This window comes from Streptomyces gottesmaniae, assembly GCF_031845845.1.
Lineage (GTDB): Bacteria > Actinomycetota > Actinomycetes > Streptomycetales > Streptomycetaceae > Streptomyces > Streptomyces akebiae.
This window is the reverse complement of sequence record NZ_JAVRFJ010000010.1, coordinates 100,167-122,276: the sequence shown is the minus strand read 5'-3', so window position 1 is coordinate 122,276 and position 22,110 is coordinate 100,167. Positions and strand designations below refer to the sequence as shown.

Annotated in this window: 18 protein-coding genes and 1 pseudogene; 9 read left to right on the top strand and 10 right to left on the bottom strand. The window is 68.7% G+C overall.

Annotated elements, in window-relative coordinates; genetic code table 11:
• The first annotated feature begins 799 nt into the window (after window positions 1-799).
• From RM704_RS13830 to RM704_RS13815, 4 genes are read left to right on the top strand one after another with little or no spacing between them, the layout of a single operon-like run.
• Window positions 800-1,240, top strand: coding sequence for a hypothetical protein (locus RM704_RS13830; protein ID WP_052146411.1), 441 nt, complete (start codon window positions 800-802; stop codon window positions 1,238-1,240).
• A 36-nt stretch (window positions 1,241-1,276) separates the two neighbouring features.
• On the top strand, window positions 1,277-1,795 hold the full coding sequence (locus tag RM704_RS13825) for a hypothetical protein (RefSeq protein WP_311590580.1): 519 nt from the start codon (window positions 1,277-1,279) through the stop codon (window positions 1,793-1,795).
• Window positions 1,792-3,000, top strand: a complete 1,209-nt coding sequence (locus tag RM704_RS13820) for an MAB_1171c family putative transporter (RefSeq protein ID WP_033531010.1) — start codon at window positions 1,792-1,794, stop codon at window positions 2,998-3,000. Before RM704_RS13825 ends, RM704_RS13820 begins: the two co-directional genes overlap by 4 nt.
• Window positions 2,997-4,409, top strand: a complete 1,413-nt coding sequence (locus RM704_RS13815; RefSeq protein WP_033531011.1) for an amidase family protein — start codon at window positions 2,997-2,999, stop codon at window positions 4,407-4,409. The genes RM704_RS13820 and RM704_RS13815 overlap by 4 nt, the downstream gene beginning before the upstream one ends.
• 600 nt (window positions 4,410-5,009) lie before the next feature.
• Here RM704_RS13815 and RM704_RS13810 read toward each other — a convergent pair.
• Genes RM704_RS13810 through leuC form a run of 6 tightly spaced genes read right to left on the bottom strand, consistent with a single transcriptional unit; the run spans window position 5,010 to window position 13,796 of the window.
• On the bottom strand, window positions 5,010-6,074 hold the full coding sequence (locus RM704_RS13810; protein WP_052146412.1) for an alpha/beta hydrolase: 1,065 nt from the start codon (window positions 6,072-6,074) through the stop codon (window positions 5,010-5,012).
• Window positions 6,071-7,453, bottom strand: a complete 1,383-nt coding sequence (locus RM704_RS13805) for a 2-hydroxycarboxylate transporter family protein (protein ID WP_078937400.1) — start codon at window positions 7,451-7,453, stop codon at window positions 6,071-6,073. The genes RM704_RS13810 and RM704_RS13805 overlap by 4 nt, the downstream gene beginning before the upstream one ends.
• Before the next feature lie 49 nt (window positions 7,454-7,502).
• Window positions 7,503-10,982, bottom strand: a complete 3,480-nt coding sequence (locus RM704_RS13800) for an indolepyruvate ferredoxin oxidoreductase family protein (protein ID WP_033531012.1) — start codon at window positions 10,980-10,982, stop codon at window positions 7,503-7,505.
• Between the two features lie 14 nt (window positions 10,983-10,996).
• Window positions 10,997-11,779, bottom strand: a complete 783-nt coding sequence (locus RM704_RS13795; protein ID WP_033531013.1) for an RraA family protein — start codon at window positions 11,777-11,779, stop codon at window positions 10,997-10,999.
• The gene (gene leuD / locus RM704_RS13790; protein ID WP_033531014.1) at window positions 11,776-12,384 is read right to left on the bottom strand and encodes a 3-isopropylmalate dehydratase small subunit; all 609 of its coding nucleotides are present in this window, start codon (window positions 12,382-12,384) and stop codon (window positions 11,776-11,778) included. The genes RM704_RS13795 and leuD overlap by 4 nt, the downstream gene beginning before the upstream one ends.
• A gap of 2 nt (window positions 12,385-12,386) precedes the next feature.
• The gene (gene leuC / locus RM704_RS13785; RefSeq protein ID WP_033531015.1) at window positions 12,387-13,796 is read right to left on the bottom strand and encodes a 3-isopropylmalate dehydratase large subunit; all 1,410 of its coding nucleotides are present in this window, start codon (window positions 13,794-13,796) and stop codon (window positions 12,387-12,389) included.
• Between the two features lie 215 nt (window positions 13,797-14,011).
• Here leuC and RM704_RS13780 point away from each other — a divergent pair, with 215 nt between their 5' ends.
• Entirely contained in the window at window positions 14,012-14,638 is a 627-nt protein-coding gene (locus RM704_RS13780; RefSeq protein ID WP_052146414.1) for a GntR family transcriptional regulator, read from the top strand.
• Between the two features lie 271 nt (window positions 14,639-14,909).
• Here the strand turns inward: RM704_RS13780 and RM704_RS13775 are convergent, their stop codons facing one another.
• From RM704_RS13775 to RM704_RS13765, 4 genes and pseudogenes are all read right to left on the bottom strand, one after another.
• Window positions 14,910-15,293 carry a nuclear transport factor 2 family protein gene (locus tag RM704_RS13775; protein WP_052146415.1) on the bottom strand — a complete coding sequence of 128 codons (384 nt, stop codon included), beginning with the start codon at window positions 15,291-15,293 and terminating at the stop codon, window positions 14,910-14,912.
• A 78-nt stretch (window positions 15,294-15,371) separates the two neighbouring features.
• Window positions 15,372-15,929: an MmyB family transcriptional regulator gene (locus RM704_RS45555; protein WP_438828915.1), complete on the bottom strand. Its 558-nt coding sequence runs from the start codon at window positions 15,927-15,929 to the stop codon at window positions 15,372-15,374.
• 102 nt (window positions 15,930-16,031) lie between these two features.
• Window positions 16,032-16,301, bottom strand: a pseudogene (locus RM704_RS45550) (hypothetical protein); the annotation flags it as partial.
• Between the two features lie 241 nt (window positions 16,302-16,542).
• Window positions 16,543-17,460 carry a helix-turn-helix transcriptional regulator gene (locus RM704_RS13765; RefSeq protein WP_033531016.1) on the bottom strand — a complete coding sequence of 306 codons (918 nt, stop codon included), beginning with the start codon at window positions 17,458-17,460 and terminating at the stop codon, window positions 16,543-16,545.
• A 232-nt stretch (window positions 17,461-17,692) separates the two neighbouring features.
• Here RM704_RS13765 and RM704_RS13760 point away from each other — a divergent pair, with 232 nt between their 5' ends.
• From RM704_RS13760 to RM704_RS13745, 4 genes are all read left to right on the top strand, one after another.
• Window positions 17,693-19,207 carry an MFS transporter gene (locus RM704_RS13760; RefSeq protein WP_033531017.1) on the top strand — a complete coding sequence of 505 codons (1,515 nt, stop codon included), beginning with the start codon at window positions 17,693-17,695 and terminating at the stop codon, window positions 19,205-19,207.
• A 127-nt stretch (window positions 19,208-19,334) separates the two neighbouring features.
• The gene (locus RM704_RS13755; protein WP_033531018.1) at window positions 19,335-20,378 is read left to right on the top strand and encodes an aldo/keto reductase; all 1,044 of its coding nucleotides are present in this window, start codon (window positions 19,335-19,337) and stop codon (window positions 20,376-20,378) included.
• Window positions 20,379-20,525: 147 nt separating this feature from the next.
• Window positions 20,526-21,503 carry an FAD:protein FMN transferase gene (locus tag RM704_RS13750; RefSeq protein ID WP_311590579.1) on the top strand — a complete coding sequence of 326 codons (978 nt, stop codon included), beginning with the start codon at window positions 20,526-20,528 and terminating at the stop codon, window positions 21,501-21,503.
• A gap of 59 nt (window positions 21,504-21,562) precedes the next feature.
• Entirely contained in the window at window positions 21,563-22,018 is a 456-nt protein-coding gene (locus RM704_RS13745) for a hypothetical protein (RefSeq protein WP_033531019.1), read from the top strand.
• The last annotated feature ends 92 nt before the right edge of the window (window positions 22,019-22,110 follow it).

Here is a 22,110-nt window from a genome sequence, read left to right as displayed (position 1 = left end):
CTGGCTCCTAGCGTCGTCTACCGCCGGGCAGGGAGCCCGGCGAGGGACGACGAACATATGCAGGACCTGCAGCAAGATCCAGACCTTGCTAAAGGACTCTCTACAAGACGCAACGGAGGGCGGCGGCACCTGTGCCTACGCGTGGAGGCAGCGGGCCGCGATACGGGCAGCAGGCGGATCGCCCCGACACACTCGGAGATGCCCCTCACAGCACCCCCTCGTGTCTTGTGCCACAACGCGGGGCAGCGGCGGACCGTGCTGGTTCCGTGGCGCCGACCATGACGGAGCGCTCGACGCTACTCGCCATGCCGAGGAAGTCGGCGGCGTACCGCCGACTGGTGTCGGGGAGGTGGGCGAGGGCAGCGACCCGCACCGCTGGCGCAGACGGCTGTGCCGTTCCGGTGCCGGCGCGGCCGCGCAGAGTCAGCCATCCGTCCACGAGCATGGCGAGGACTGGCCGCGCACGGCAGTGCCCGAATGACCCGACGGAAATGCTCGCGCGGGCATCGCGAAGGGGATCGAGGCTTCCCACTGTTGCCTCTGCGCCTTCCATTCGAAGATCAAATTCGTCCTGTAATTACAGGCGCAACTAATATCGCTAGGTACGGGTGACGCGTGTCACGCATGCCATACGCACCTATCGGTAGAAACGGACAGACCATCCCGAAGGGTGGACGCGCAAACGCAGGGGACGTTTGCGAGGTAGAACTTTTCATATGCAAGATCGGTGCGTCAACTGACGTTAATCGCGGAGTACAGTGGCTGAACCGCTGTTAAGTCACGCGCCTTGGAAAGGATCATGAAAGAGCCAGCAGAGGAGCCGACGAGTCTTCACGCGAAGAAGCTCAGTGACCGGCTCAACCGCCTGTTTGAAGTGGTGCACCCGCCTGGCCGCGGCCCGTACAGCAACTCTGAAGTGGCCGAGCTGATGGCCGAGCGAGGGCTCGAAACCGTGACGTCCACCTACCTCTGGATGCTGCGCACCGGCCGTCGGGACAATCCGACGAAGCGTCATCTTGAAGCCCTGGCAAGCTTTTTCGGCGTGCCCGCCGCCTATTGGTTCGACGATGAGGTTGCCGAAAAGACCGCGGAGGAACTGAAGTTGCTGGAACTGCTCCGCGATTCGAAGGTCAAAAACGTGCTCCTTCGTCTGTCCGACGTCTCGGCGGACGGAAAGGAAGCGGTACTCGGTCTCGTGGACGGCGTACGAAAGATGGAAGGGCTGCCGCCCTCCAACTAGCCGCGTTTTGGCTATGGTTCAGAAAATGATCAAGGAATGACAATGTGGTCCACGGGTAGGTGGCGCCAGGATGACCCCCTGGCCGCGCTGGAGCTCCCCGACGTCACGAACATCCGCGACCTCCGCGACGAGGTCTCCCGTCGTACGGGGCGCGAGGTGATCCTGCAACCCCAGGAGCAGGCGCCGTCGGTCTGCGGGGCATGTGCGGTCCTGGAGGTCGTCATCTACGTGTTCTACGACCCACGGACCAGCTGCCTGCATCAAGATCAGATCATCGCTCACGAGTTCATGCACCTGTTCCTCGGGCACCACGAGGCCCGCCCGCTGTCCGCCCTGGCGCCGGCGCTCATCACCACCATGGACCCGACCATCGTGCAGATGATGCTGGGGCGGACCAAGTACGACGACGCAGAGGAGCACGAGACCGAGCTCCTCGCCTCGCTTCTCCAGCGCCGGATCATCGACCGGTGGCTGCGCAGCGACGAGTCTTCCGGCGACGAGGTCCAGGACCGCGTCGCGCACACCCTGCTGCGCAGGCGGGAGGCCCGGCCGTGAAGGACCTGCTCCACCCGATCAGCCTCGTGGTCGCCATCCTCGGATTCCTCTGCCTCCTGAGGGATATCCCCGCCCGTCGCCGCGATCCCGCCACCGCGGCCCTGGCCTCCGTCTTCCTGCTGTCGGGCCTGTCGTTCCTGTTCTCCATCACCCCGATGTGGAACTACCTCGACCGCGTCCTGGGCACCGTGAACCTCGCCGTTCCCCTGGCCCAGGGCTGCGTGATCGCGCTGATCGCCTGCCAGCAGGTGGTCCTCACCTACTGGGGATCGCCCCCGGACATCGCCCGCAGGAGAGCGCGGGCCTGGCTCGGTGCCAGCCTCGCGGTGTTCGCGGCGCTGCTGGTGCTCTTCGCCCTGCTGACGCCGAGCGCACCAAGGCCGATCGACTTCACGTTGTACTACGCGCACGACAACACGTACGCCGCGTATCTCACCCTCTACGTCACCGCGTACACGATCGGCGAGGTACTCCTCGCCCGCGGCTGCTGGCGCCTGGCCCGGCGCAGCAAGCGCGCCTCCGTCCGCGTCGGTCTGCGGGTCGTCGCCCTGGGCGCCATCGTCACCTTCGGATACAGCGGCGTGCGGACCGGCAACGTCATCGCGGGCGCCTTCGGCATCTCCCTCGCCAGCTGGGAGAACTTCGCCTGGACGTGCGGCGACGTCGGCGCCATGCTCACCCTGATCGGGTGGCTGGTGCCCACGATCACCGACCAGGCCAAGAACGTCCAGTACCGGTTCATGCAGTACCTCAGCTACTACCGCCTGCGCCGCCTGTGGCTGGCTTTCTACAGCGAAGCGCCCGAGATCCGCCTGCCGGTCGACCGGGGCGACCCTGCCCAGAGCCGCCGCTTCCGCAGTATCGGGTTCAAGCTCTACCGACGGGCGGTCGAGATCCGCGACGGCCGCTTCGTGATCCGTCAGTACCTCGAAGCGGGCGTCCGTGACAGCAGCGAAGCCCACCACAGGGCGCGAGGGCTCTCGGGCGAGGAACTGAACGCCGCTGTCTCTGCCGACCAGATACTCGCCGCCATCACCGCCCGCAAGACGGGCGAGCGCCCCCATCCCGACCGGCTCACCGACTTCGCCGATTCCGCCCCCGAGACCAGCCAGCCGATGGACGACATCGATGCCCTCCTCGCCGTCGCCCGCCACCTTCCCCGCCAGCGTGCCCGCACCTCCCACTCCGAGCGAGCCTTCGCATGACCGACCTGACCCGCCAGCCCGCGCATGTCCAACTGCACGCCCTGGAACGCCGCGAGATCTCCAGCCGCGAGCTGCTTGACCTCCACCTCGATCGGACCGACGCCAGCACCCTCAATGCCGTCATCACCCGCGACGACGACGCGGCCCGGCAAGCCGCTCACACCTCCGACGAGCGCCGAGCCCGCGGCGAGGCCAGCGGGGTCCTCGACGGCCTTCCGATCACCATCAAGGACAGCTTCGAAACGGCCGGCCTTCGCACAACCAGCGGAGCCCAGGAGCTGGCGGACCACATTCCCGACCGGGACGCCGACGCTGTCGCGAGGCTCCGCCACCAAGGCGCGGTGATCATGGGCAAGACCAACACCCCCGCCTACTGCCAGGACCTCCACACTGACAACGTCCTCTTCGGCTCCACGCTCAACCCGCACGACCCAGCGCGGACGGTCGGCGGCTCCTCCGGTGGACCTGCCGCCGCGGTCGCCGGCCACCTCACCCCCGCCGACCTCGGCAGCGACCTTGCCGGCTCGCTGCGCCTGCCGGCCCACTACTGCGGGGTGTACGGACTGCGGCCGACACACGGACTCGTCCCGGCCCGCGGCCATGTTCCCCGGCCGCCGGGCTGGCTCACCAGCAGCGACATGGTCACTCCGGGCCCCCTGGCCCGCCACCCCCGAGACCTCGACCTGCTCCTCACCGCGCTCACCACACCGGCACCGGCCGAGGAGACACCCTGGCGCGTAGACCTGCCGACGGCCAACAAGGGCATCGACGAACTGCGCATTGCGATCTGGGCCGAGGACCCGAACTGCCCCGTCGACCATGAGGCCGCACAGGCCCTCATCACCCTTGAGAAGGCTCTGATCGCAGCCGGAGCCCTGGTCCGACACACACCCGGACCTGTTGGCTTCGCCGACTCCACGCGCCTGTTCGAACAGCTTCTGCACGCCACCGCGACGGCCACCACCAGCGACGAAACCGCTGACACTGAGCTCGCCGCCGCACGACAGCTGCAGGACGACGACTCCAGCCCTCGCGCCATCTTCCTCCGCCACCGGACCCAAACCCACCGCAGCTGGCTGCGCGCGAACGAAGAACGCACCCAACTCCGATCGGACTGGCAGCGGTTCTTCACGGAACACGACGTCCTGGTCACACCGGCCGCACCCACAGCCGCGATCCCGGCTGGCAGTCGCACCCTCGCGGTCGGCGGCCAGGAACAGAACTTCTTCGACCAGACCGGCTGGGCCAACCTCACCAGCCACATCGGGCTTCCTAGCCTGGTCGTACCAGTGACTACGACCACTCAGGGGCTGCCTATTGGCATTCAGATCATCGGTCGGCCGTATGCGGACCGCGTTCTGCTTGCGGTGGCGGACGGGCTGGCATCCCTGCTTTGTGTCTCTGAGTGAGAACGCAACCCTCGTTCCTGGGGTGGATGCCGCCTCGGCCCGCCGACGACCTTCGGGAGGAGTACTGGCTGATGACCCACTTCCGGGGGTGCATAGTGGTTGGCTTCGAGCCAGGCACCGGGCGGCCGTGGGCTCGATGAGCCCGCCGGGGCCGTCTGTCGGTGTCGGGAGTGTCCCGAAGGCGCTGGCCGACGCCTTCGAACATGCCGTGCTAGACAGCCTGCTGACTGGAGCCGTACCAACGTCGGCGCCATGATCGAAGCCAACGGCCGCCAGATTGACCTCGGAGTGCTCGCGGGAATCCAACATCATCCGGCCGCCGGCAGGGGACAGCCAGAGGGTGGGCAGCCAATGCCCCGAGCCCATTGCCTCCTGACATTGGCTGGTGTGCGGGCAGGCATTTGTCTGCACACAGAACCTCACGCCGTGATCGCAACTCAAGGTTCAGGCGCGCCCGGGAGTGACGGGTCAGCACTCGCCGCCTGGCCACCTCAGCCAGCACCGCTTAACACCGGGAGTGGTGGGTGCGAGGACCGGTGACGGATGCTTCGACAGATGCGGTCCGTCTGGGAGGACTTCAACGGGCCCACCGTGAGCTGATCAAGAAGGAAGTCCTTGGCCGTGTCCCCGCGCAGCAGGACTGCAGGTACTGACAGCAACGCCCGGGTGGCTCGGAGGTCTTGCCTTCGCCAAAGTGATCCCTTTCATATGGGGCACGGGGAGGTGCCGGGCGAAGAAGGAGGCCACGTCGCCGAATCCGAAATCGGCGTCGTGGCCATTGCCTGTCGCGTCCCCGTAGCGCCGCGCGGCAGCGGCGCCCTCGGCAGCCAGGCGACCGCCGTCCAGGAGGTTGTCGGCCTCGAGGTCGCCGCGCCGGGCGGCGTTGATGAATCCGTGGCGGTAGCCGTCGAGCAGGTACAACTCGCTTTCCACGCCCGCAGCGACGAGTGCCGTGTGCAGGTTCCAGCTGTGGCGCCACGAGACCAGGTCATCGGTTGTGCCATGACAGATCTGGAACGGTGGGGCGTCTGGGCGTACATGATGTAGCGGGCTTGCAGCTTCAGCGATCTCCGGTAGCTCGTCGGGCGCACCTCCGAGGAAGCGGTCCGACCAAGATGGACCGCTGAGGCCCGGGAGGGTGGCCAACTTCGGCGGAGGCGCCGACGCCGTCATGTCCGTGGGCCCGTACGCCTCGGCCACCGCGCGTACGGAGACGTCGCCGTGGACGTCGCCTTCGCCCGGGAGTCGCTCCCTGTTGCCCAAGAGGCCGGCCAGGGCTGCCAGATGGCCGCCCGCCGACGCGCCCCAGAGGCCGAGCGCGTCGGGGGCGATGCCCAGGGCGGCGGCGTGGGAGCGCAGGTACCGGATGGCGGCGCGGACGTCGAAGAGCTGGGCGGGGAACGTCGCCTCGTGGCTCAGCCGGTACTCGATGCCGGCCACCGCAATTCCTTGGGAGGCGAGTGCACCGTATTGCTCTGGCATCTTCTTGCGGTCGCCGCGGATGAATGCGCCGCCGTGGACCCATACGACAACCGGGCACGGACCTGCCGTGTCGGCCGGAACATACAGGTCGAGCATCAAGTCGCGGCTGGGATACCGGGCGACGACGAGGTCCGAATGGACGTCGGTCTCGCCGGTGGCCTGTCTGCAGTGGGAGCGCGTCATTTGAGCAGCGGGGTCAGGAGCGAGGTGACGAAGAGGACCAGCGTGCCTCCGACGCGGTTCGCCACCGTGGCGAACGGCATCAGGTGCATGCGTTCGCTGGCGGAGAGTACGGCGACGTCACCGGATCCGCCGGTGTCGGCCATGACCAGGCCGGGAGTGATGGCGGCTTCGATGAAGTAGAACTTGACCAGCCATCCCAGTACACCCGCCGTCAGCCCGGCGAGCAGCACGGTGGCCACCGTGAGGACGACGAACCGGGGGTCGCCGAGGGAGGTCAGGATCTCGGAGATGTCGATGGTCGCGATAGAGATCGCGACCAGCAGGGGCGGAACGAACACGGTGGTGACCAGGCTTCCCCAGGCGGACGTCGCGTCCTCCAGGTCGGCCGGGAGTAGGCGGAAGATCTTGACGGCGATGGCGAGGAGGGTCGTCCACGCGTAGGCGTGCAGGCCGGGGAAGAGGCGCTCGAGCATGGTGCCGGCCACGAGTAGAGTTCCCGCGATGAGCAGCCCCTGGCCCAGGGCGAGAAGGTTCGCCTGGGTGACGGACTTCGAGGGGGCGAACTTCTCGGCGCCGTTCTGAATACGGAGGAGCTTGCCATCCCCGTTGAAGCCGACGAAGGGGCGGGCCTTGCGCTTGCCCAGGCCGTTGAGGAGGGAGGCGCAGAGGATGCAGACGATGTTGGCGAGGAGGACGGTGGAGACCAGGCTGCCGAGCAGGCTGCTCGCCTCGACGCCGAGCCGTTCGCCGTACATCTCGCTCATCGGGAGGGCTCCGAGCGGCAGCCCACCGGCCATGATCGGCGCCGCGATCATCAGCATCGCGTCGGCAAAGCCGTAACCCAGCGCCGCGCCGAGCACGCCGATCAGGACGAACACGACAGCGATGGTGCCGACGACCGGTACGGCGAAGCGCACGCCCGCATTGATCAGCAATGCGCGCGGCATGCCCAGAATGGCGCCGGCGATGACCGCGATGAGGACGAAGTCGGAGAACCCCTGGTCGTCCACGAACGTGGTCACCAGGTCGATGACTCCGGTAGGCAGCAGACCCGCGTAGACCAGGAGGGCAGGACCGAACACGCAGAGCAGGATGGGCAGTCCGAAGTCCCGCAGCACCGGCACGCGACCGCCGATCCAGGTCAGCAGCCATCCCATCGTCATGGTCACCACGAATCCGGAGAACATCCCGGGCGGCAGGCTGTCCGTGAACATCGCGGTGATCACCGCGGCGAGGATCGCCGCGAACACCCACACCGGCATCCCGCCTATACGGAGGCGGCTCGTGCGTGAAGTCCCTGGTCCGTCGTCGCCGTCGGCGGCCGGGGCGCTGCTCTCAGGCCGTGGTTGATCGACAAGGGCGCGTTTGCGGATGAGCATGATGGTTCTCCTGGGTGGGAGCCAGACTGTACGGGGGACGGGGCGTGGATCAACGAGGCTCGGCGGGGACCGAGGAGAGGTTCGAGAGACGGTTGAGGTCTGCCTGGGCCTGGGTGAGATCGGTGCGGTACGTGGCGACGTTGGCGACCTTGATCTGCTCGTAACCGCGTACCTGGTCGGGCAGTTCGGCCAGCTGGAGGACCGTGTCCAGAGTGTCCGGGCGCAGGTGGGGGAGGGCGTGCTCGATCGCCGTGCGGTATTCGGCGATGAGGTCGCGTTCCATGCGCCGTACCGGATGCCACCCGAAGACGTCGAGCTTCGTGCCGCGCAATCGGCGGGCCGCCCGCAGTGCGGTGAAGACCGGGCGGGATGCGGCGCCGAAGCCGATCTTCTTCTTCATGCCCATGGCGCGCAGGATCGGCGGGTGGAGTTGTATGCGGTAGCGGGCGTCCGTGCCGAACTCCTGCGAGACCGTCTCATCGAGACCGGCCTGGAGTACGAGGCGCGCGACCTCGTACTCGTCCTTGTAGGCCATCAGCTTGTAGAGGTGGCGCGCCACCGCCTCGCTCACGGTCGTCGGTCCCGGGACGGTTGCGCTCTCGCGGACCCGGACCTGCTCGACGAACTCGGCGTACCGGCGGGCGTATTCGGTGTCGGCGTAGTCAATGAGGTCCGGTACGCGGATGTCGAGCAGGCGGGCGAGTTCGGTGCCGGGGGCGGCTTTGACCAGTTCGCGTACACCTGTTGCGTCCGGCAGGACGGGGGCGGGTGCCTGGGGCTGTTCGGGACGGATGAGATTCTCGATCGCGGCGGGGTCGCTGACCAGCTGGCGGCCGCGTCGGAAGGCCTGGATGTTGGTCTTCGCCGCGGCGCCGTTGAGCGAGATGGCGTGCTCCAGGGCTGTTGCGCTGACCGGGAGTTGGCCGAGCTGCCAGGCGACGCCGACGAGCAGCATGTTGGCGTACTGCTCGTGGCCGAAGAGCCGTTCGGCCATCTGCGCCGCGTCCACACCGAGGTGCCTGCGGGCGGCCGACGCGAGGGAGTCGCGGACCTGGCCGGCGGACGGGAAGCGGATGCCGGTGTCGACGACCATCTTTCCGGTGGGCACCTCGGCGGTCGAGGCGACCACGGTGGTACGCGCCGGGTCCGCGACCTTGAGGTGGATCGGGTCGGTGCCGACGAGGCCGTCGCAGACCAGGTACAGGTCGCAGCCGGACGCCGGGATTTTCGAGGAGACCTCGCAGTCCGTGATCCGGATGTCGGACACGACCGCGCCGCCCTTCTGCGCGAGGCCGGTCTGGTCCAGGCTCCGTACGGAACGTCCGTCGATGACGGCGGCCGTGGCGATGATCTGGGCGACGGTGACGACACCGGTGCCGCCGATCCCGGTGATCCGCAGGCTGAAGTCGGCGGCTGGGACGGACAGTTCGGGTACGGGGATGTCCTCGGCCGCGATGTCGGCGGCCCGGACCCGCCGCGGTTTCTCCTCGCCCACGGTGACGGTGACGAAGGAAGGGCAGTCGCCCTTCAGACAGGAGTAGTCGAGGTTGCACGAGGACTGATGGATGCGGGTCTTGCGGCCGAACTCTGTCTCCACCGGGTGTACCGACATGCAGTTGGACTTCTCACCGCAGTCGCCGCAGCCTTCACAGACCCGTTCGTTGATCATCACGCGGGTACGGGGCGTCACGGCCTTTCCGCGCTTACGTTTACGCCGCTTCTCCGCCGCGCACTCCTGGTCGTGGACGAGCACCGTCACCCCGGGCACCGCCGACAATTCCTTCTGGATGGCGACGAGTTCGTCGCGGTCGCGGATCTGGACCTGCGAGGGCAAACCCTGCCTTCGCGTACGTCGTACGTCCTCCGACGTGACCACGACCTTGCTGACGCCCTCGGCGAGGAGCAGCCGGATGAGGCGCGGCAGCGAGAGCGCGCCGACCGGGTCCTGGCCGCCGGTCATCGCGACGGTGGAGTTGTACAGGAGCTTGTAGGTGATGTTGGCGCCCGAGGCGACCGCCGCGCGCAGAGCGAGACTGCCGGAGTGGGTGAACGTCCCGTCGCCGATGTTCTGGATGAAGTGGTTCTCGGCGACGAACGGGGCGATGCCCAGCCACTGGCTGCCCTCGCCGCCCATCTGGGTCAGCCCGAGCACCTTGCCGGTCTGCTTGTCGTCGGTGAAAAGCACCATGCCGTGGCAGCCGATGCCGCCGCCGATGATGGAGTCCTCGGGGACCTTGGTGGAGCTGTTGTGCGGACAGCCGGAGCAGAAGTACGGCGTCCGGGTGAGCAGCGGCAGCGCGGTGCGGGTGCGGGGAAGCTGGTCCTTCCAGGCCTGTACGGACTCGATGCCGTGGACGTCGCCGAGTCGCCGGGCGAGCGCCTTGGCCACCTGGTCAGCATCCAACTCACCGACCGGACTGATGAGTTCGTGTCCGTGGTCGTCGGTCTTGCCCAGGATCACGGGGGCGTTGGGGAGGCCGTAGAGGTGATTACGGAGGGCGTCTTCCAGGAATGGCCGCTTCTCCTCCACTACGATGATCTCTTGCAGCCCGTGCGCGAAGTCGCGGATCTCGGCGGGGTCGAGCGGCCAGATCATGCCGAGGCGGAGCAGCCGGATTCCCCGGCGTTCCAGCTCGTCCTGTCCGAGTCCGAGTCGGCCGAGCGCGTCGCGGACGTCGAGGTAGGTCTTGCCGGCGCAGACCAGGCCGATGCGGTCCTCGGACGTGCGCGTCAGGACCCGGTTGAGGCAGTGGGCGGCGGCGTAGGCGAGTGCGCGCGGCAGCCGTTGTGAGATCTGGCTGCGTTCGAGGTTGATCAGGTTCGGGCCTGCGAGCATCGCGTCGGGGCGGTGGTCACCGGCCGGGAGGAGCTCGGGTGCGGGTGCGTGGTCCGGGTGGACCGTGGCGGTGCAGGCGCCGTCGGCCACCGCCGTGGTGATCTTCATGGCCGACCACAGGCCGGTGTGGCGCGACATCTCCACTGCGTGCCGGCCCATCTCGAGCACGTCTTGCGCGTCGGCCGGGTACAGGGTCGGCATCTGCAGGTCGGCGAGGGTGTACTCGGAGGCGCACGGCAGCGAGGAGGACTTGCCGGCCGGGTCGTCCCCGGCCAGGGCAACGGCGCCGCCCCGCGGATGGGTGCCGACGAGGTTGGCGTGCCGCAGCGCGTCGGAGGCCCGGTCGAGCCCGGGAGACTTGCCGTACCAGTAGCCCGTAACGCCGTCGACCTTCAGGCTGCCGGCCTGGTCGGCCAGCTGGGAGCCCATCACCGACGTGGCCGCCAGCTCTTCGTTCACGCCGGGGAGGTGGACGTGGTCGAGGCCCTCGAACAGGGCCTTACGACGGGCAAGTTCCATGTCGTAACCCGCCAGCGGGGAGCCCTCGTAACCGGAGACGAGCGAGCCCGTACGCAGGCCGCGCTCCCGGTCGGACAGGGCGTTGTCGCGGACCATGCGCACCAGGGCTTGGATGCCGGTGAGGTACGCCGTGCCCTGGCGGATTGTGTAGCGGTCGTCGAGTGAGAAGTCCATGGGTGCTCCCTGGTTCAGTCCGCGACGCGGGTCGTGCGCAGGGCGCGGACCAGCTCTTCGAGATCGGTGGCGGTGGCGATGGCCGCGGTCAGCTCTTCCTCTGCGGCATGAGCCGCCAGACACCGCTCCGCCACGGCGGGCACGAGCGCGTGGGGGACGATGCAGATGCCGTCCGCGTCGCCCACGATGTAGTCGCCCGGCCTGACCGGCCGGCCGGCGATGTTCACGACGTCATTGACGGCGACCGCTTCCACCCGGTGCCGAGCCGCCAGGGGGTTACGGTGCCGGCTCCAGACCGGGAGCCCTGAGTCGACGATCGCTGTGGTGTCCCGGACAGCGCCGTCGACCAGGCATCCGGCGACACCTGCGGTCAGTGCCCACTGTGCGGACAGCCCGCCCATGACGGCGGAGGTCACGCCCCCGCAGTCCATGACGGCGACATCGCCCCGCCGCGCGACGGCGTACAGGTCACGGTCACCGGCGAGGATGGCGGCGCGCGCTGCACGGTGGGTGCCTGGCTCGCCGTGCACGCCGACATAGCGCAAGGTCACGGCCGGTCCGCACACCCGCATCCCCAGCGTCAGAGGCGCCACGGCGTCGGTGCCGAGCACGGCGCCTGCCCCCATCTCGTCCAGCGCGTCCGCCACCAGCGAGCTCAGCCCCGGGAGCGCAGCCCAGGCCTCCAATGGGACCGGGTCGTGGCGCGGCACCTCGGTCGTACGGATGCGCTCGGGATCGACCTGGCCGATGAGCCGACGCCGGATGCGTTCGGATTCGGAGGTTGTCGTGACGCTCATCGGGCGGCCCTGTCCGTCACACGCGGCATCGTGACCCGCCGCTGCGCCTCGAAGTCCTCGATCTCGGCGGCGTGTTCGAGGGTGAGGGCGATCTCGTCGAGGCCGCGCATGACCCGCTGCCGGAAGTGTTCGGGGTAGCCGAAGTCGTAACGCGACTGGCCGCACCGGACCGTCCGACGTTCCAGGTCCACCTCGATGCGCGAACCCGGCGCGTCCTCGAGCCGGACCCACAGCTCCTCGATGTCCGCCTCGCTCATCTCGCCGGCGACGAGGCCGTTCTCGGCAGTGTTGCCCCGGAAGATGTCGCCGAAGCGTGGCGCGAGGACGACCCGGAAGCCGTAGTCGGCCAGCGCCCACACCGCCCACTCGCGCGAGGACCCGGTGCCGAAGTCGCGGCCGGCGACGAGGACCGAAGCACCGTCGTACGCGGGCTTGTTGAGTACGAAGTCGGGGTCCTCGCGCCAGTCGGCCATCAGCGCGTCGGCGTGGCCGGTCCGGGTCTGCGGGGCGTTGAGGATGCGCTGGGCGGGATAGAGCTGGTCGGTGTCGACGTTGTCTCGTCGCAGGGGGACGGCGATGCCGGTGTGGGTGATCAGCGGTGTCATGGTCATCCTTGAAGCTGCAGGTCGCAGGGGGCGGCGAGGTGGCCCGCGACGGCGGTGGCGGCCGCGACGGCGGGGGAGACGACGTGTGTGCGTACGCCCGGTCCCTGCCGGCCCTCGAAGTTGCGGTTGTTGGTGGAGGCGGTGCGCATGCCGGGGGCGAGCACCTCGCCGTTGATCGCGACGCACATCGAGCAGCCGGGGGCGCGCAGCGGGACTCCGGCCGCGGCGAAGACCTTGTCGAGGCCTTCGTCGATCGCCTGCCGGCGTACTGCTTCCGACCCCGGTGAGAGATGCACCTGAAGGCCGGAGGACACGGTGCGACCGCGCCAGATCTCCGCGACCTGGCGCAGGTCCTCGATCCGTCCGTTGGTACAGGACCCGATGAAGACCGCGTCGACCGGGATCGAGCCCATCGCGGTGCCGGGTTCGAGATCCATGTAGGCCAGGGCCCGCTCGGCCGCTGCCCGTTCGACCGGGTCGGTGAAGGAGTCGGGGGCGGGGACGACGCTGTTCAGCGGGACGGTCTGTCCGGGGTTGGTGCCCCAGGTGACGCGCGGGCTCAGCGCGGTGGCATCGAGACGGACCTCGCGGTCGAAGACGGCGTCCGGGTCGGAGACGAACTGCGCCCAGTGCTCCTTCTCCGCCTCGAAGGCCTCGCCCGTGGGGACGTGCCGGCGTCCGGCGAGGTAGGCGAAGGTGACCTCGTCGGGGGCGACGAGACCGGCACGCGCTCCCGCCTCGATGCTCATGTTGCACAGCGTCATCCGCTGTTCCATCGACATGGCCCGGACCGTCGAGCCCTGGTACTCGATGACGTGCCCCTGGCCTCCGGCCGTACCGATCTTCTCGATCAGAGCCAGGGCGACGTCCTTGGCCGAGACACCGGCGGGCAGCGCGCCTTCGACGGTGACGCGCATGTTCTTCATCCGGGTCATCGGCAGGGTCTGCGTCGCCAGGACGTGCTCGACCTGGCTGGTGCCGATCCCGAAGGCGAGCGCCCCCATGGCGCCGTGCGTCGTGGTGTGCGAGTCGCAGCACACGATCGTCGACCCCGGCTGGGAGAGTCCGAGTTCGGGACCGATGACGTGCACGATGCCCCGTGACGCGTGGCCGAGCTTGAACAACTCGATCCCGAATTCCTCGCAGTTTCGGCGCATGTTGGCGACGAAGGGCTCCGCGACCGTGCCCGTCAGGTCCTGCCCGGTGTCGATGGTGGGGGTGACGTGGTCCTCGGTCCCCAGTGTGAGTTCGGGGCGGCGGACGGTGCGCTGCTTGGCGCGGAGGTTGTCGAACGCGACCGGAGTGTTCGCCTCGTGGAGCAGATGCAGGTCGATGTACAGCAGGTCGCGGCCGGCGTCGTCGGTCTTGACGACGTGTGCGTCCCAGATCTTGTCGGCTGCGGTCTTCGGCATGTCGGCATCCTTGTCGACGAGCTGCGTCTCCGAGCACGGACCGACTCAGAGATATATTTGTAATACTCTGGTGATGTGCGTGAACTATGCCGAGCGTCACACCAGGCGTCAAGAGCGATAACCTGGCCCTTCCGAATTCGTCGTGAGTGAAAGGCAGCGCAGTGGCGAAGAGCGAGTCCGCCCTCCCGCCGCAGGCAGGTGGCGTACGTCAATCCATGACGGAGCGCGTCTACGAGGCCCTCAAGCGCGACATCCTCACCGCGCGCCGCCGCCCCGAGAGCCTGCTGCTTGAGCACGAACTGGCCACGGAGTACGGGGTGTCCAAGACCCCCGTCCGGGAGGCGCTACGCCTCCTCGTGCACGAGGAGTGGGTGCTGGTCCTGCCCCGCAAGGGCTACATGGTCCAACCGCTGCGCTTCGAAGATGTCCGAGAGATCTTCGTGATGCGCCAGCTCATCGAGCCGTACCTGGTGGTGGAGGCGGCGAAGCGGGCGACGCCCGAGGAGCTCGACCACCTGGACAGCCTGGTGGACGCGCAAGAGGCGGCCACCGACTCGGATGCCGCCCTGGACGCAGCCGCCGCCTTCCACCTGGGCATCGCCGAGCTCGCGGGCAACCGGCGGGCGGCGCGGACGCTGAAGGGGCTCGTCGAGGAGTCCCGGCGGATGTACCGGCTCGCACCTCAACTGGACCGACGCTTGCACGAGCAGGCCGAGTTCGCCGACCACCGTGCGCTGGTCGAGGCGATGCGGAGCCAGGACACGGCGCAGGCGCATGCCGTGATGGAGCGTCACTTGCAGGAATCGCTGCGTCAGAAGTTGGAGGGGTTGACCAGCTTCTGACACCGCGGTGGCCGACGGCTCGTGCACCGCGACCGTTCACCCCGAGCGCGTCCTGCTCACGTACAGTGACCCGCCCGAGAGAACCTTTCACCCCGACGCCAAGCTGGTCGGCAGGAACCTGCTGCGGCTGGAGCGGAGCATGTTCTCCGAGCGCCTGTCGAGGGCGTTCGAGTACGCCCGGCTCAACCAGCTCGACCGTTTCGTCACCCGCTCGTCCGGGGACCGTATCGGCATCGTGGCCGCCGGCAAGACGTACCTCGACCTCCGTGGCTCACCAGGTCGTGGCGGCCGAGCGGATCACGGACCACGTGTCGCCTTCGCGGGCGTAGTCCATGGCCATGTGCAACCGCCAGTGCGCGCGGGTGCCGTACACCGTTGCATCGGTGACGAAGCGGCCGGAGACGCGGCCTGTGCTGCCCTCGACCTCGACAGCCACGCTCTTCTCCTCGATCCCGTGGTAGAGGAACTGTCCGGCACGCATCTGCGACAGCCACTCGTCCTTGGGCTGCACGTAGCCGGTGATGTGGGTGAGGGTGCAGCCCTCGGCGAGCAGATGGTCCAGGGCGTCGGTGTCGCCGTCGAGCATTGCTTGCAGGTAGGCGCGGAAGGCCGTGGTGACTTCGTCGCGGGCGCTCTGGGCGGGGGACGGTTGCACGGTGACTCCTGTTGTTCGGCTGGTCGGTCGGGATCCACGGCACGTCGGCCGGATCTTGTTGCTTCGTGTCTCCCGTTGTCAGGAGGCCGACTCGGTGGGTAGGGCCGACAGACCCGTCAGTAGCCACAAGGCTTTCCGGGACAACGAGCCGGGTTCGGCGTGATAGACGACGAGGGTCTGATCTGCCTCGCCGTGCAACCCCATGGCTTCGAAGGCGAGGGTGAGTTCGCCCACCACCGGGTGCCGTAGCCGCTGGACGCCGTGGCCCCTGCGGCGCACGTCGTGCCGGGCCCACAGTCGTCGGAAGTCGTGGCTCTTCTCCGTCAACTCGCCGATCAGAGCGGCTAGTTCCGTGTCCTCCGGGTGTGTGCCCGCGTCCACGCGCAGGATGCTGACGATGTCCAGCATCTTGGCTTCCAGGTCGGTGAAACGGTCGCGGGCCGCAGGGGAGAGGAAGACCAGCCGGGCCAGGTTGCGCTCCCGGGGCGGGAGCCGGGACCAGTCACCGAACACGGTGGCGGCGAGCCTGTTCCAGCCCAGGACGTCCAGGCGCCGACCGTAGACGTACGCGGGGGCCCCGTCGAACGCGTCCAGCAGTAGCTGGATGCCTGGCCGCAGCCTCTGCCTCTGGGGCATGGTGTGGTGATTCCCATGAAGTTCCGGCCGAGCAAGGCGGAACAGATGGGCGTGCTCGTCTCCACTCAGGCGCAGGGCGCGAGCGACGGCGTCCAGCACCTCGGCTGACATGGTGGCCCCGTGGCCCTGTTCCAGGCGGGTGTAGTACGCGAAGGACACCCCTGCCAGCTGCGCGAGTTCCTCGCGGCGCAGGCCCGGCACCCGGCGTCGCCCGGATGACGGCAACCCCACGTCCTCGGGTCTGAGCCGGGCTCGCCGGGATCGGAGGAATTCCCGCAGTTCGGCGCGCCGGTCCAGTCCGTGCTCCGAACTGTTCCCTACCGGTGGACGCGACGGCGGTTGCGTGCTTCTGGGCGTGACGTGAGAAGGCATGAGGGTCCGTGTGGGGGCCGGGTTCCGGGCTGTCAGAAGTTCGTGGGCATGCGCGTGACGTACGGCTTTTCCAGGGAGAGGATCGCGTCATCGATGAGGACGATGCCGACGGCTGTGGCAGCGTCGGTGAGATGGCGGACGCCGCTGTTCGTCGCGATGGCCTCGGTCGCGTCGACGACGGCTTCGTCGCTGTCGAAGAACAGTGGCCGGCCTCAGGGGTGCATGTGGGCGGCTCCCTCCGTCACGCGTTCTCGATGGGTTGGCTGTCGGGCGAGAGTCTCGGGGCGTGCTTGGACTCGGTGGCTGCCAGGTCGAGCAGGGTCAGCGCGTCGTGTTCGGATGTGCCGGCCTCGGCGTAGTACACGACCATGCACTGGCCCGGGGTGCCCTGCAGTTGCATGGTCTGGTAGCCCAGGGTCAGGTCGCCGACCTCGGGATGGTGGAAGGTCTTGCGCCCGTAGGAGTGGCCCTTGACGTCGTAGCGCTCCCACATGCGCGCGAACTCGGGGCTCTTGAGCAGGAGTTCGCCGACCAGTTGCGTGAGGTCGGGTGCGTCCGGCTCCATGCCGGCCAGGGCGCGCAGTCCGTTGACGCAGGTGCGGACCTGGTTGTGCCAGTCGTCGAACAGGCCTCTGGCGTCGGGGTGCAGGAAGACGTAGCGGGCGATGTTGCGCTGCTTGGCCGGCCAGTCGTGCATGCCGGGGAGCAACCGCAGCCCGCCCGGGTTGTACGCCAGTACGTCGCCGGTGCGGCTGAACACGTGCGCGGGGTAGGGGCGCAGGCTCTCCAACAGAAGCTTGACGCCGGGCCGCACGGTGCGGTTGGGCGCCGATGGCGGCTCGGGTGCCGACCGGGCGGCGAGGGCGGCGAGAGCGCGCAGGTGATCGCGTTCGCCCTCTTCCAGCTTGAGTGCGCGGGCGAGGGAGTCGATCACGGACGGGCTGGGCCGGGTCTCCGTGCCGCGCTCCAGGCGCGCGTAGTAGTCGATGCTGATGCCGGCGAGGGTGGCCAGCTCCTCCCGGCGCAGTCCGGGAGTACGGCGCCGCCCGCCGCCGGCCGGTAGGCCGACCTCTTCGGGCGTCAGCCGGGCACGGCAGGCACGCAGGAAGCGCCCCAGCTCCGTACCTCGGGTGTCGCCGCTGTGCTGCTCACGATCCATGTGTTCAAAGTGTGGGGATGCCACGACCTGGGCGGAAGGCGTGTGGGGTGCCCTGCCACAGCACCGAACGCGGCTCCAGGGCACGACCCGCCCTGCCACATGTCGCCGCCGGCCCGCACGCTGGACGCGTGTGGAAGAGGGCCTTGCCCGCGCGGCCGACAGTGTGGTCCCCGCACTGAGGTGTCCAGCGCTTCCCTTCGTTCCATCCGTCACAGAAACCGAGCCATTCATCATGTCCGTAAGTCACACTTCCGCCGGTGCGCCGGCAGTCGATCCCCGGCGCTGGAAGGCGCTGACGGTCATCGCGATCGCCCAGCTGATGGTCGTGCTGGACGCGACGGTCGTGAACATCGCGCTGCCGCACGCCCAGGCGGATCTGAACATCTCCGACGGCAACCGGCAGTGGGTGATCACCGCCTACAGTCTCGCCTTCGGCGGTCTGCTGCTGTTGGGCGGACGGATCGGTGACCTGTGGGGCCGCAAGCGGGCCTTTATCGTCGGGCTGGTCGGCTTTGCCCTGGCCTCCGCGCTCGGCGGCGCGGCCGTCAACCTCGGCATGCTCCTCGCCTCGCGCGCCCTCCAGGGCGTGTTCGGCGCCCTGCTCGCCCCCGCCGCGCTGTCCCTGCTCACCGTTGCGTTCACCGAGGCCAAGGAGCGCGCCAAGGCGTTCGGCATCTTCGGCGCCATCGCCGCGGCGGGCGGTGCGGTCGGCCTGCTCCTGGGCGGTGTGCTCACCGAGTACATCAACTGGCGCTGGTGCATGTACGTCAACATCGTCTTCGCCGTCGTGGCCGCGGCCGGTGCCACCGTCTACATCAGCGATCGCGGGGACGAGCGCAACCGCGACCGGCTCGACGTCGTGGGCACTCTGCTGGCCACCGTCGGACTCGTCGCCCTGGTCTACGGCTTCGCCCGGGCGGAGCAGGACGGCTGGGGCTCCGGCCTCACCATCGGCATGTTCGTCGCCGCGGTCGCGCTGCTCGCCGCGTTCGCCCTGGTCGAGACCCTGGTCAAGGCACCCCTCCTGCCGCTTCGCGTGATCACGGATCGCAACCGTGGCGGCGCCTACCTCTCCATCGGTCTGGCCATGATCGGCATGTTCGGCCAGTTCCTGTTCCTGACCTACTTCCTGCAGCTGAACAAGGGCTACTCGCCGGTCCTGTGCGGGATCGCCTTCCTGCCCCTGGTCGTCTGCCTGGTCATCGGGTCCACCCAGATCGGCACCCGTCTGGTCAACCGTGTCCCGGCCCGCTTCCTGATGGGGCCCGGCTTCCTGCTGGCTGCCATCGGCATGGCGCTCCTGACACAGCTCGAGGTGGACAGCTCCTTCGCCACCCACGTCCTGCCCTCCGAGATCCTGCTCGGCCTGGGCATGGGTACCGCCTCGATGCCCGGCATGAGCCTGGCCACCTCCCGCGTCCGGCCGCAGGACGCGGGTGTCGCCTCCGCGATGGTCAACGTCTCGCAGCAGGTCGGCGGCTCCATCGGCACCGCGCTGCTGAACACGGTCGCCGCCAGTGCCACCAGCAGCTGGATCGCCGCACGCGCGTTTCCCGGTTCCGTCCCCGAGGCGGCCGCCCAGCAGGCCGCCGTCCACGGCTACGCCGTGGCCTTCGGCTGGGGCACCGCCATCATGGCGCTGGCCGCGCTGATCGCCTTCGTCCTCGTCAATGGCGGCGGCCGCAGCGGGGCCGGCTCCTCCGGCGAGTCCGCGCAGCAGGTCGCGATCCCGGTCGTCGCGCACTGACGGCCCGGGCGCAACGGGTCGTCCCGCCCCACCGGGACAGCCCCATGCCCGGGGCCTGAACCAGCCCTCCCGTGAGTCACTTTCCTCTTTGCTCAATCGCACTCCGACCCCCAAAGGAGAACGCACGATGGAATACCGCCGACTCGGCAACACCGGCACGGTCGTGTCGAACCTTGCACTCGGCACGATGACCTTCGGCGACGAGACCTCGCAGGAGGAGGCGTTCGTCCAGATGGACGCCTTCCTGGAAGCGGGCGGAAACCTCATGGACACCGCCGACCTCTACAACCGCGGCGTAACCGAGGAGATCATCGGCCGGTGGCTGGCGAGCCGTCCGAGCGACGTCACCGACCGGGTGGTGCTCGCCACCAAGGGCCGGTTCCCGTTCACCGACGACGTCAATGACATCGGTCTGTCCCGGCGCCATCTCTCCCGGGCGCTGGACGGTTCGCTTCGCCGACTGGGCGTGGACAGCGTCGACCTGTACCAGGTGCATGCCTGGGACCCGCTGACGCCGATCGAGGAAACTCTGGCGTTCTTCGACTCCGCCGTCCGGGCAGGCAAGATCCGCTACGCGGGCCTGTCGAACTTCACAGGCTGGCAGCTCCAGCTCGCGGTCTCCACCGCCCGCGCGGGTGGCTGGCCGGTCCCGGTGACTCTGCAGGAGCAGTACAACCTGGCCGTCCGCGAGGTGGAGTGGGAGGTTCTGCCGGCGGCGGCGCACAACGGACTGGGCGTGCTGCCCTGGTCACCCTTGGCGAGCGGATTCCTGACGGGCAAGTACGCGCGCGGCGTCCAGCCAGGGCCCGACACCCGGGCCGGGGGAGGCAATCCGCTGTACCAGTACACCTCGGCCAACTACGCCAACGCCGACCGGACCTGGGCCGCGGTCGACGCGGTCGTCCAGGTGGCCAAGGAGACCGGTGCCTCGCCCGCCCAGGTGGCGCTCAGCTGGGTCGCCGACCGTACAGGTGTCACCTCGGTCATCATCGGCGCCCGTGACATGAAGCAGCTGACCGACAACCTCGGCGCCGCCGACCTGCACCTCGACGCGGACGCCACGGCCCTCCTCGACAAGGCCAGTGACCCGAGCCCGACGCCCTACCCCTACGGCCCGTTCGGCCTTGCCCAGAGCCACCGGACCGTCAACGGCGGCGCTCAGCTGGGCTGACACCCACCCGGGGGCAGGCCGACGCGGCCCCCCAGCAGCTGGCTGCCTCGGCGGGTTGTCCGGGTGCTCACCTCGCCCGGACAGCCCGCCGAGGCCCTGCTCACTGGCAGCAGTCGCCCACCGAACCGACCGTACGGAGCGGCAATCGTGCACCACCACATCACGCGACACCCGGGCGAGGGCTCCAGGCCGACAACCGCCGTCGGACCGGAAGTCGAAGCCGGCAGACCGGACGCCGGAGGCTGCCGTTTCGCCTTCGACGCCATCGGCACCGGCTGGCAGATCGACACCGACGAGCAGCTGAGCGGCAGTCTGCGCCGCCGGGTCCTGGACCGCATCCGGCGATTCGACGCCAACTACTCGCGCTTCCGCCCGGACTCGCTCGTGTCCCGGATCGCGGCCGCCCCGGCCGGGGGCCGGTTCGAGTTCCCGGAGGACTCACTGGCCCTGTTCGACCTTTACGACCGCCTGGCCACCGCGACCGGCGGTGCCGTCGACCCACTCGTCGGCCGTGAGCTCGAACTCCTCGGATACGATGCCTCGTACTCCCTCACGCCCGCTCCGCAGACGGTTCAGGCCCAGGAACGCGCCCGCGGTCGGGCAACCTGGGCGGCGGACATCGTGCGGGACGGCAGGACGCTCGTCACCCATCACCCGGTTGTGATCGACGTGGGAGCGGTGGGAAAGGGCTACCTGGTGGACATCGTCTCGGCGATCCTTCGGGATGCCGGAATCACACGGTTCGTCATCGACGCCAGCGGCGATCTGCGCCATGCGGGGGACCGCGCCATCCGGGTCGGCCTGGAGCATCCGTTCGACCCGCAGCTCGCGGTCGGCGTGGCGCACCTGCGGGGACGGGCGCTGTGCGCGTCCGGGGTCCGCACACGCGCCTGGGGTGACGGGCTGCACCACCTGCTCGACGCCCGCACCGGTCGTCCGGCCAGGAAGGTGGCCGCCACCTGGGTCGTGGCCGACAGTGCCGCTCTCGCCGATGGACTGGCGACGGCGCTGTTCTTCACCGAGGCGCACCGGCTCGCGCAGACCTTCGACTTCGCCCACGTGCGCATGTACGCCAGCGGCCACGCGGAGATCTCGCGGAACTTCGACGGCGGGCTGTTCACCTGAGCGGCGCCACCGGACTTCGTACCGAAGAGCACGACGAGAAGAGCACGACAAGGAGGAACATGACAGCCCTGAGCAAGAAGACGGCGGCCGCGATCGGGATCTCCCTCTCCGCGGCCATTACGGGATGTGCCTCGACGGAGGCGGACAACGCGAGCCCACCGGCCGCTTCGAACAACGCGAGGTCACCGTCCGCTTCGGACAACGCGGCTGAACCGAGTTCCTCGACCTACGAGGACGGTGAGTTCGAGGCCGAGGGCCGGTACGGGAACCTGCCTTCGAGCATCGGAGTGACCGTAACCCTCGCAGACGACAGGATCACCGCCGTCAAGGTCACACCCCGGGCAACGGACGAGACCTCGCTCGCTCTGCAGAAGCGCTTCGCCGCCGCTGTCCCACGACTCGTCGTCGGCAAGGACATCGACAGCGTGCGCCTGGACCGCGTGGCCGGAAACAGCGGTACCCCAAAGGGTTTCAACGACGCTCTGGCGCAGATCAAGGCCGAAGCATCCAGCTGACCGACGGCCGTTGGTCATGTGACAGGTCTGGTCACAGACAGCCGGGGACGCATCCGCTCCCCGGACACCACAAGGGAAGGGCTGCGCAGAGT

What these genes read in the sequence shown, in the direction of transcription:
- leuC (WP_033531015.1), bottom strand. Translation starts at nt 13,796, where the DNA reads ATGCCGAAGACCGCAGCCGACAAGATCTGGGACGCACACGTCGTCAAG.
- RM704_RS13825 (WP_311590580.1), top strand. Translation starts at nt 1,277, where the DNA reads ATGACAATGTGGTCCACGGGTAGGTGGCGCCAGGATGACCCCCTGGCC.
- RM704_RS13830 (WP_052146411.1), top strand. Translation starts at nt 800, where the DNA reads ATGAAAGAGCCAGCAGAGGAGCCGACGAGTCTTCACGCGAAGAAGCTC.
- RM704_RS13780 (WP_052146414.1), top strand. Translation starts at nt 14,012, where the DNA reads ATGACGGAGCGCGTCTACGAGGCCCTCAAGCGCGACATCCTCACCGCG.
- RM704_RS13760 (WP_033531017.1), top strand. Translation starts at nt 17,693, where the DNA reads ATGTCCGTAAGTCACACTTCCGCCGGTGCGCCGGCAGTCGATCCCCGG.
- RM704_RS45555 (WP_438828915.1), bottom strand. Translation starts at nt 15,929, where the DNA reads ATGCCCCAGAGGCAGAGGCTGCGGCCAGGCATCCAGCTACTGCTGGAC.
- RM704_RS13765 (WP_033531016.1), bottom strand. Translation starts at nt 17,460, where the DNA reads ATGGATCGTGAGCAGCACAGCGGCGACACCCGAGGTACGGAGCTGGGG.
- RM704_RS13810 (WP_052146412.1), bottom strand. Translation starts at nt 6,074, where the DNA reads ATGACGCGCTCCCACTGCAGACAGGCCACCGGCGAGACCGACGTCCAT.
- RM704_RS13795 (WP_033531013.1), bottom strand. Translation starts at nt 11,779, where the DNA reads ATGAGCGTCACGACAACCTCCGAATCCGAACGCATCCGGCGTCGGCTC.
- RM704_RS13815 (WP_033531011.1), top strand. Translation starts at nt 2,997, where the DNA reads ATGACCGACCTGACCCGCCAGCCCGCGCATGTCCAACTGCACGCCCTG.
- RM704_RS13745 (WP_033531019.1), top strand. Translation starts at nt 21,563, where the DNA reads ATGACAGCCCTGAGCAAGAAGACGGCGGCCGCGATCGGGATCTCCCTC.
- leuD (WP_033531014.1), bottom strand. Translation starts at nt 12,384, where the DNA reads ATGACACCGCTGATCACCCACACCGGCATCGCCGTCCCCCTGCGACGA.
- RM704_RS13805 (WP_078937400.1), bottom strand. Translation starts at nt 7,453, where the DNA reads ATGCTCATCCGCAAACGCGCCCTTGTCGATCAACCACGGCCTGAGAGC.
- RM704_RS13800 (WP_033531012.1), bottom strand. Translation starts at nt 10,982, where the DNA reads ATGGACTTCTCACTCGACGACCGCTACACAATCCGCCAGGGCACGGCG.
- RM704_RS13755 (WP_033531018.1), top strand. Translation starts at nt 19,335, where the DNA reads ATGGAATACCGCCGACTCGGCAACACCGGCACGGTCGTGTCGAACCTT.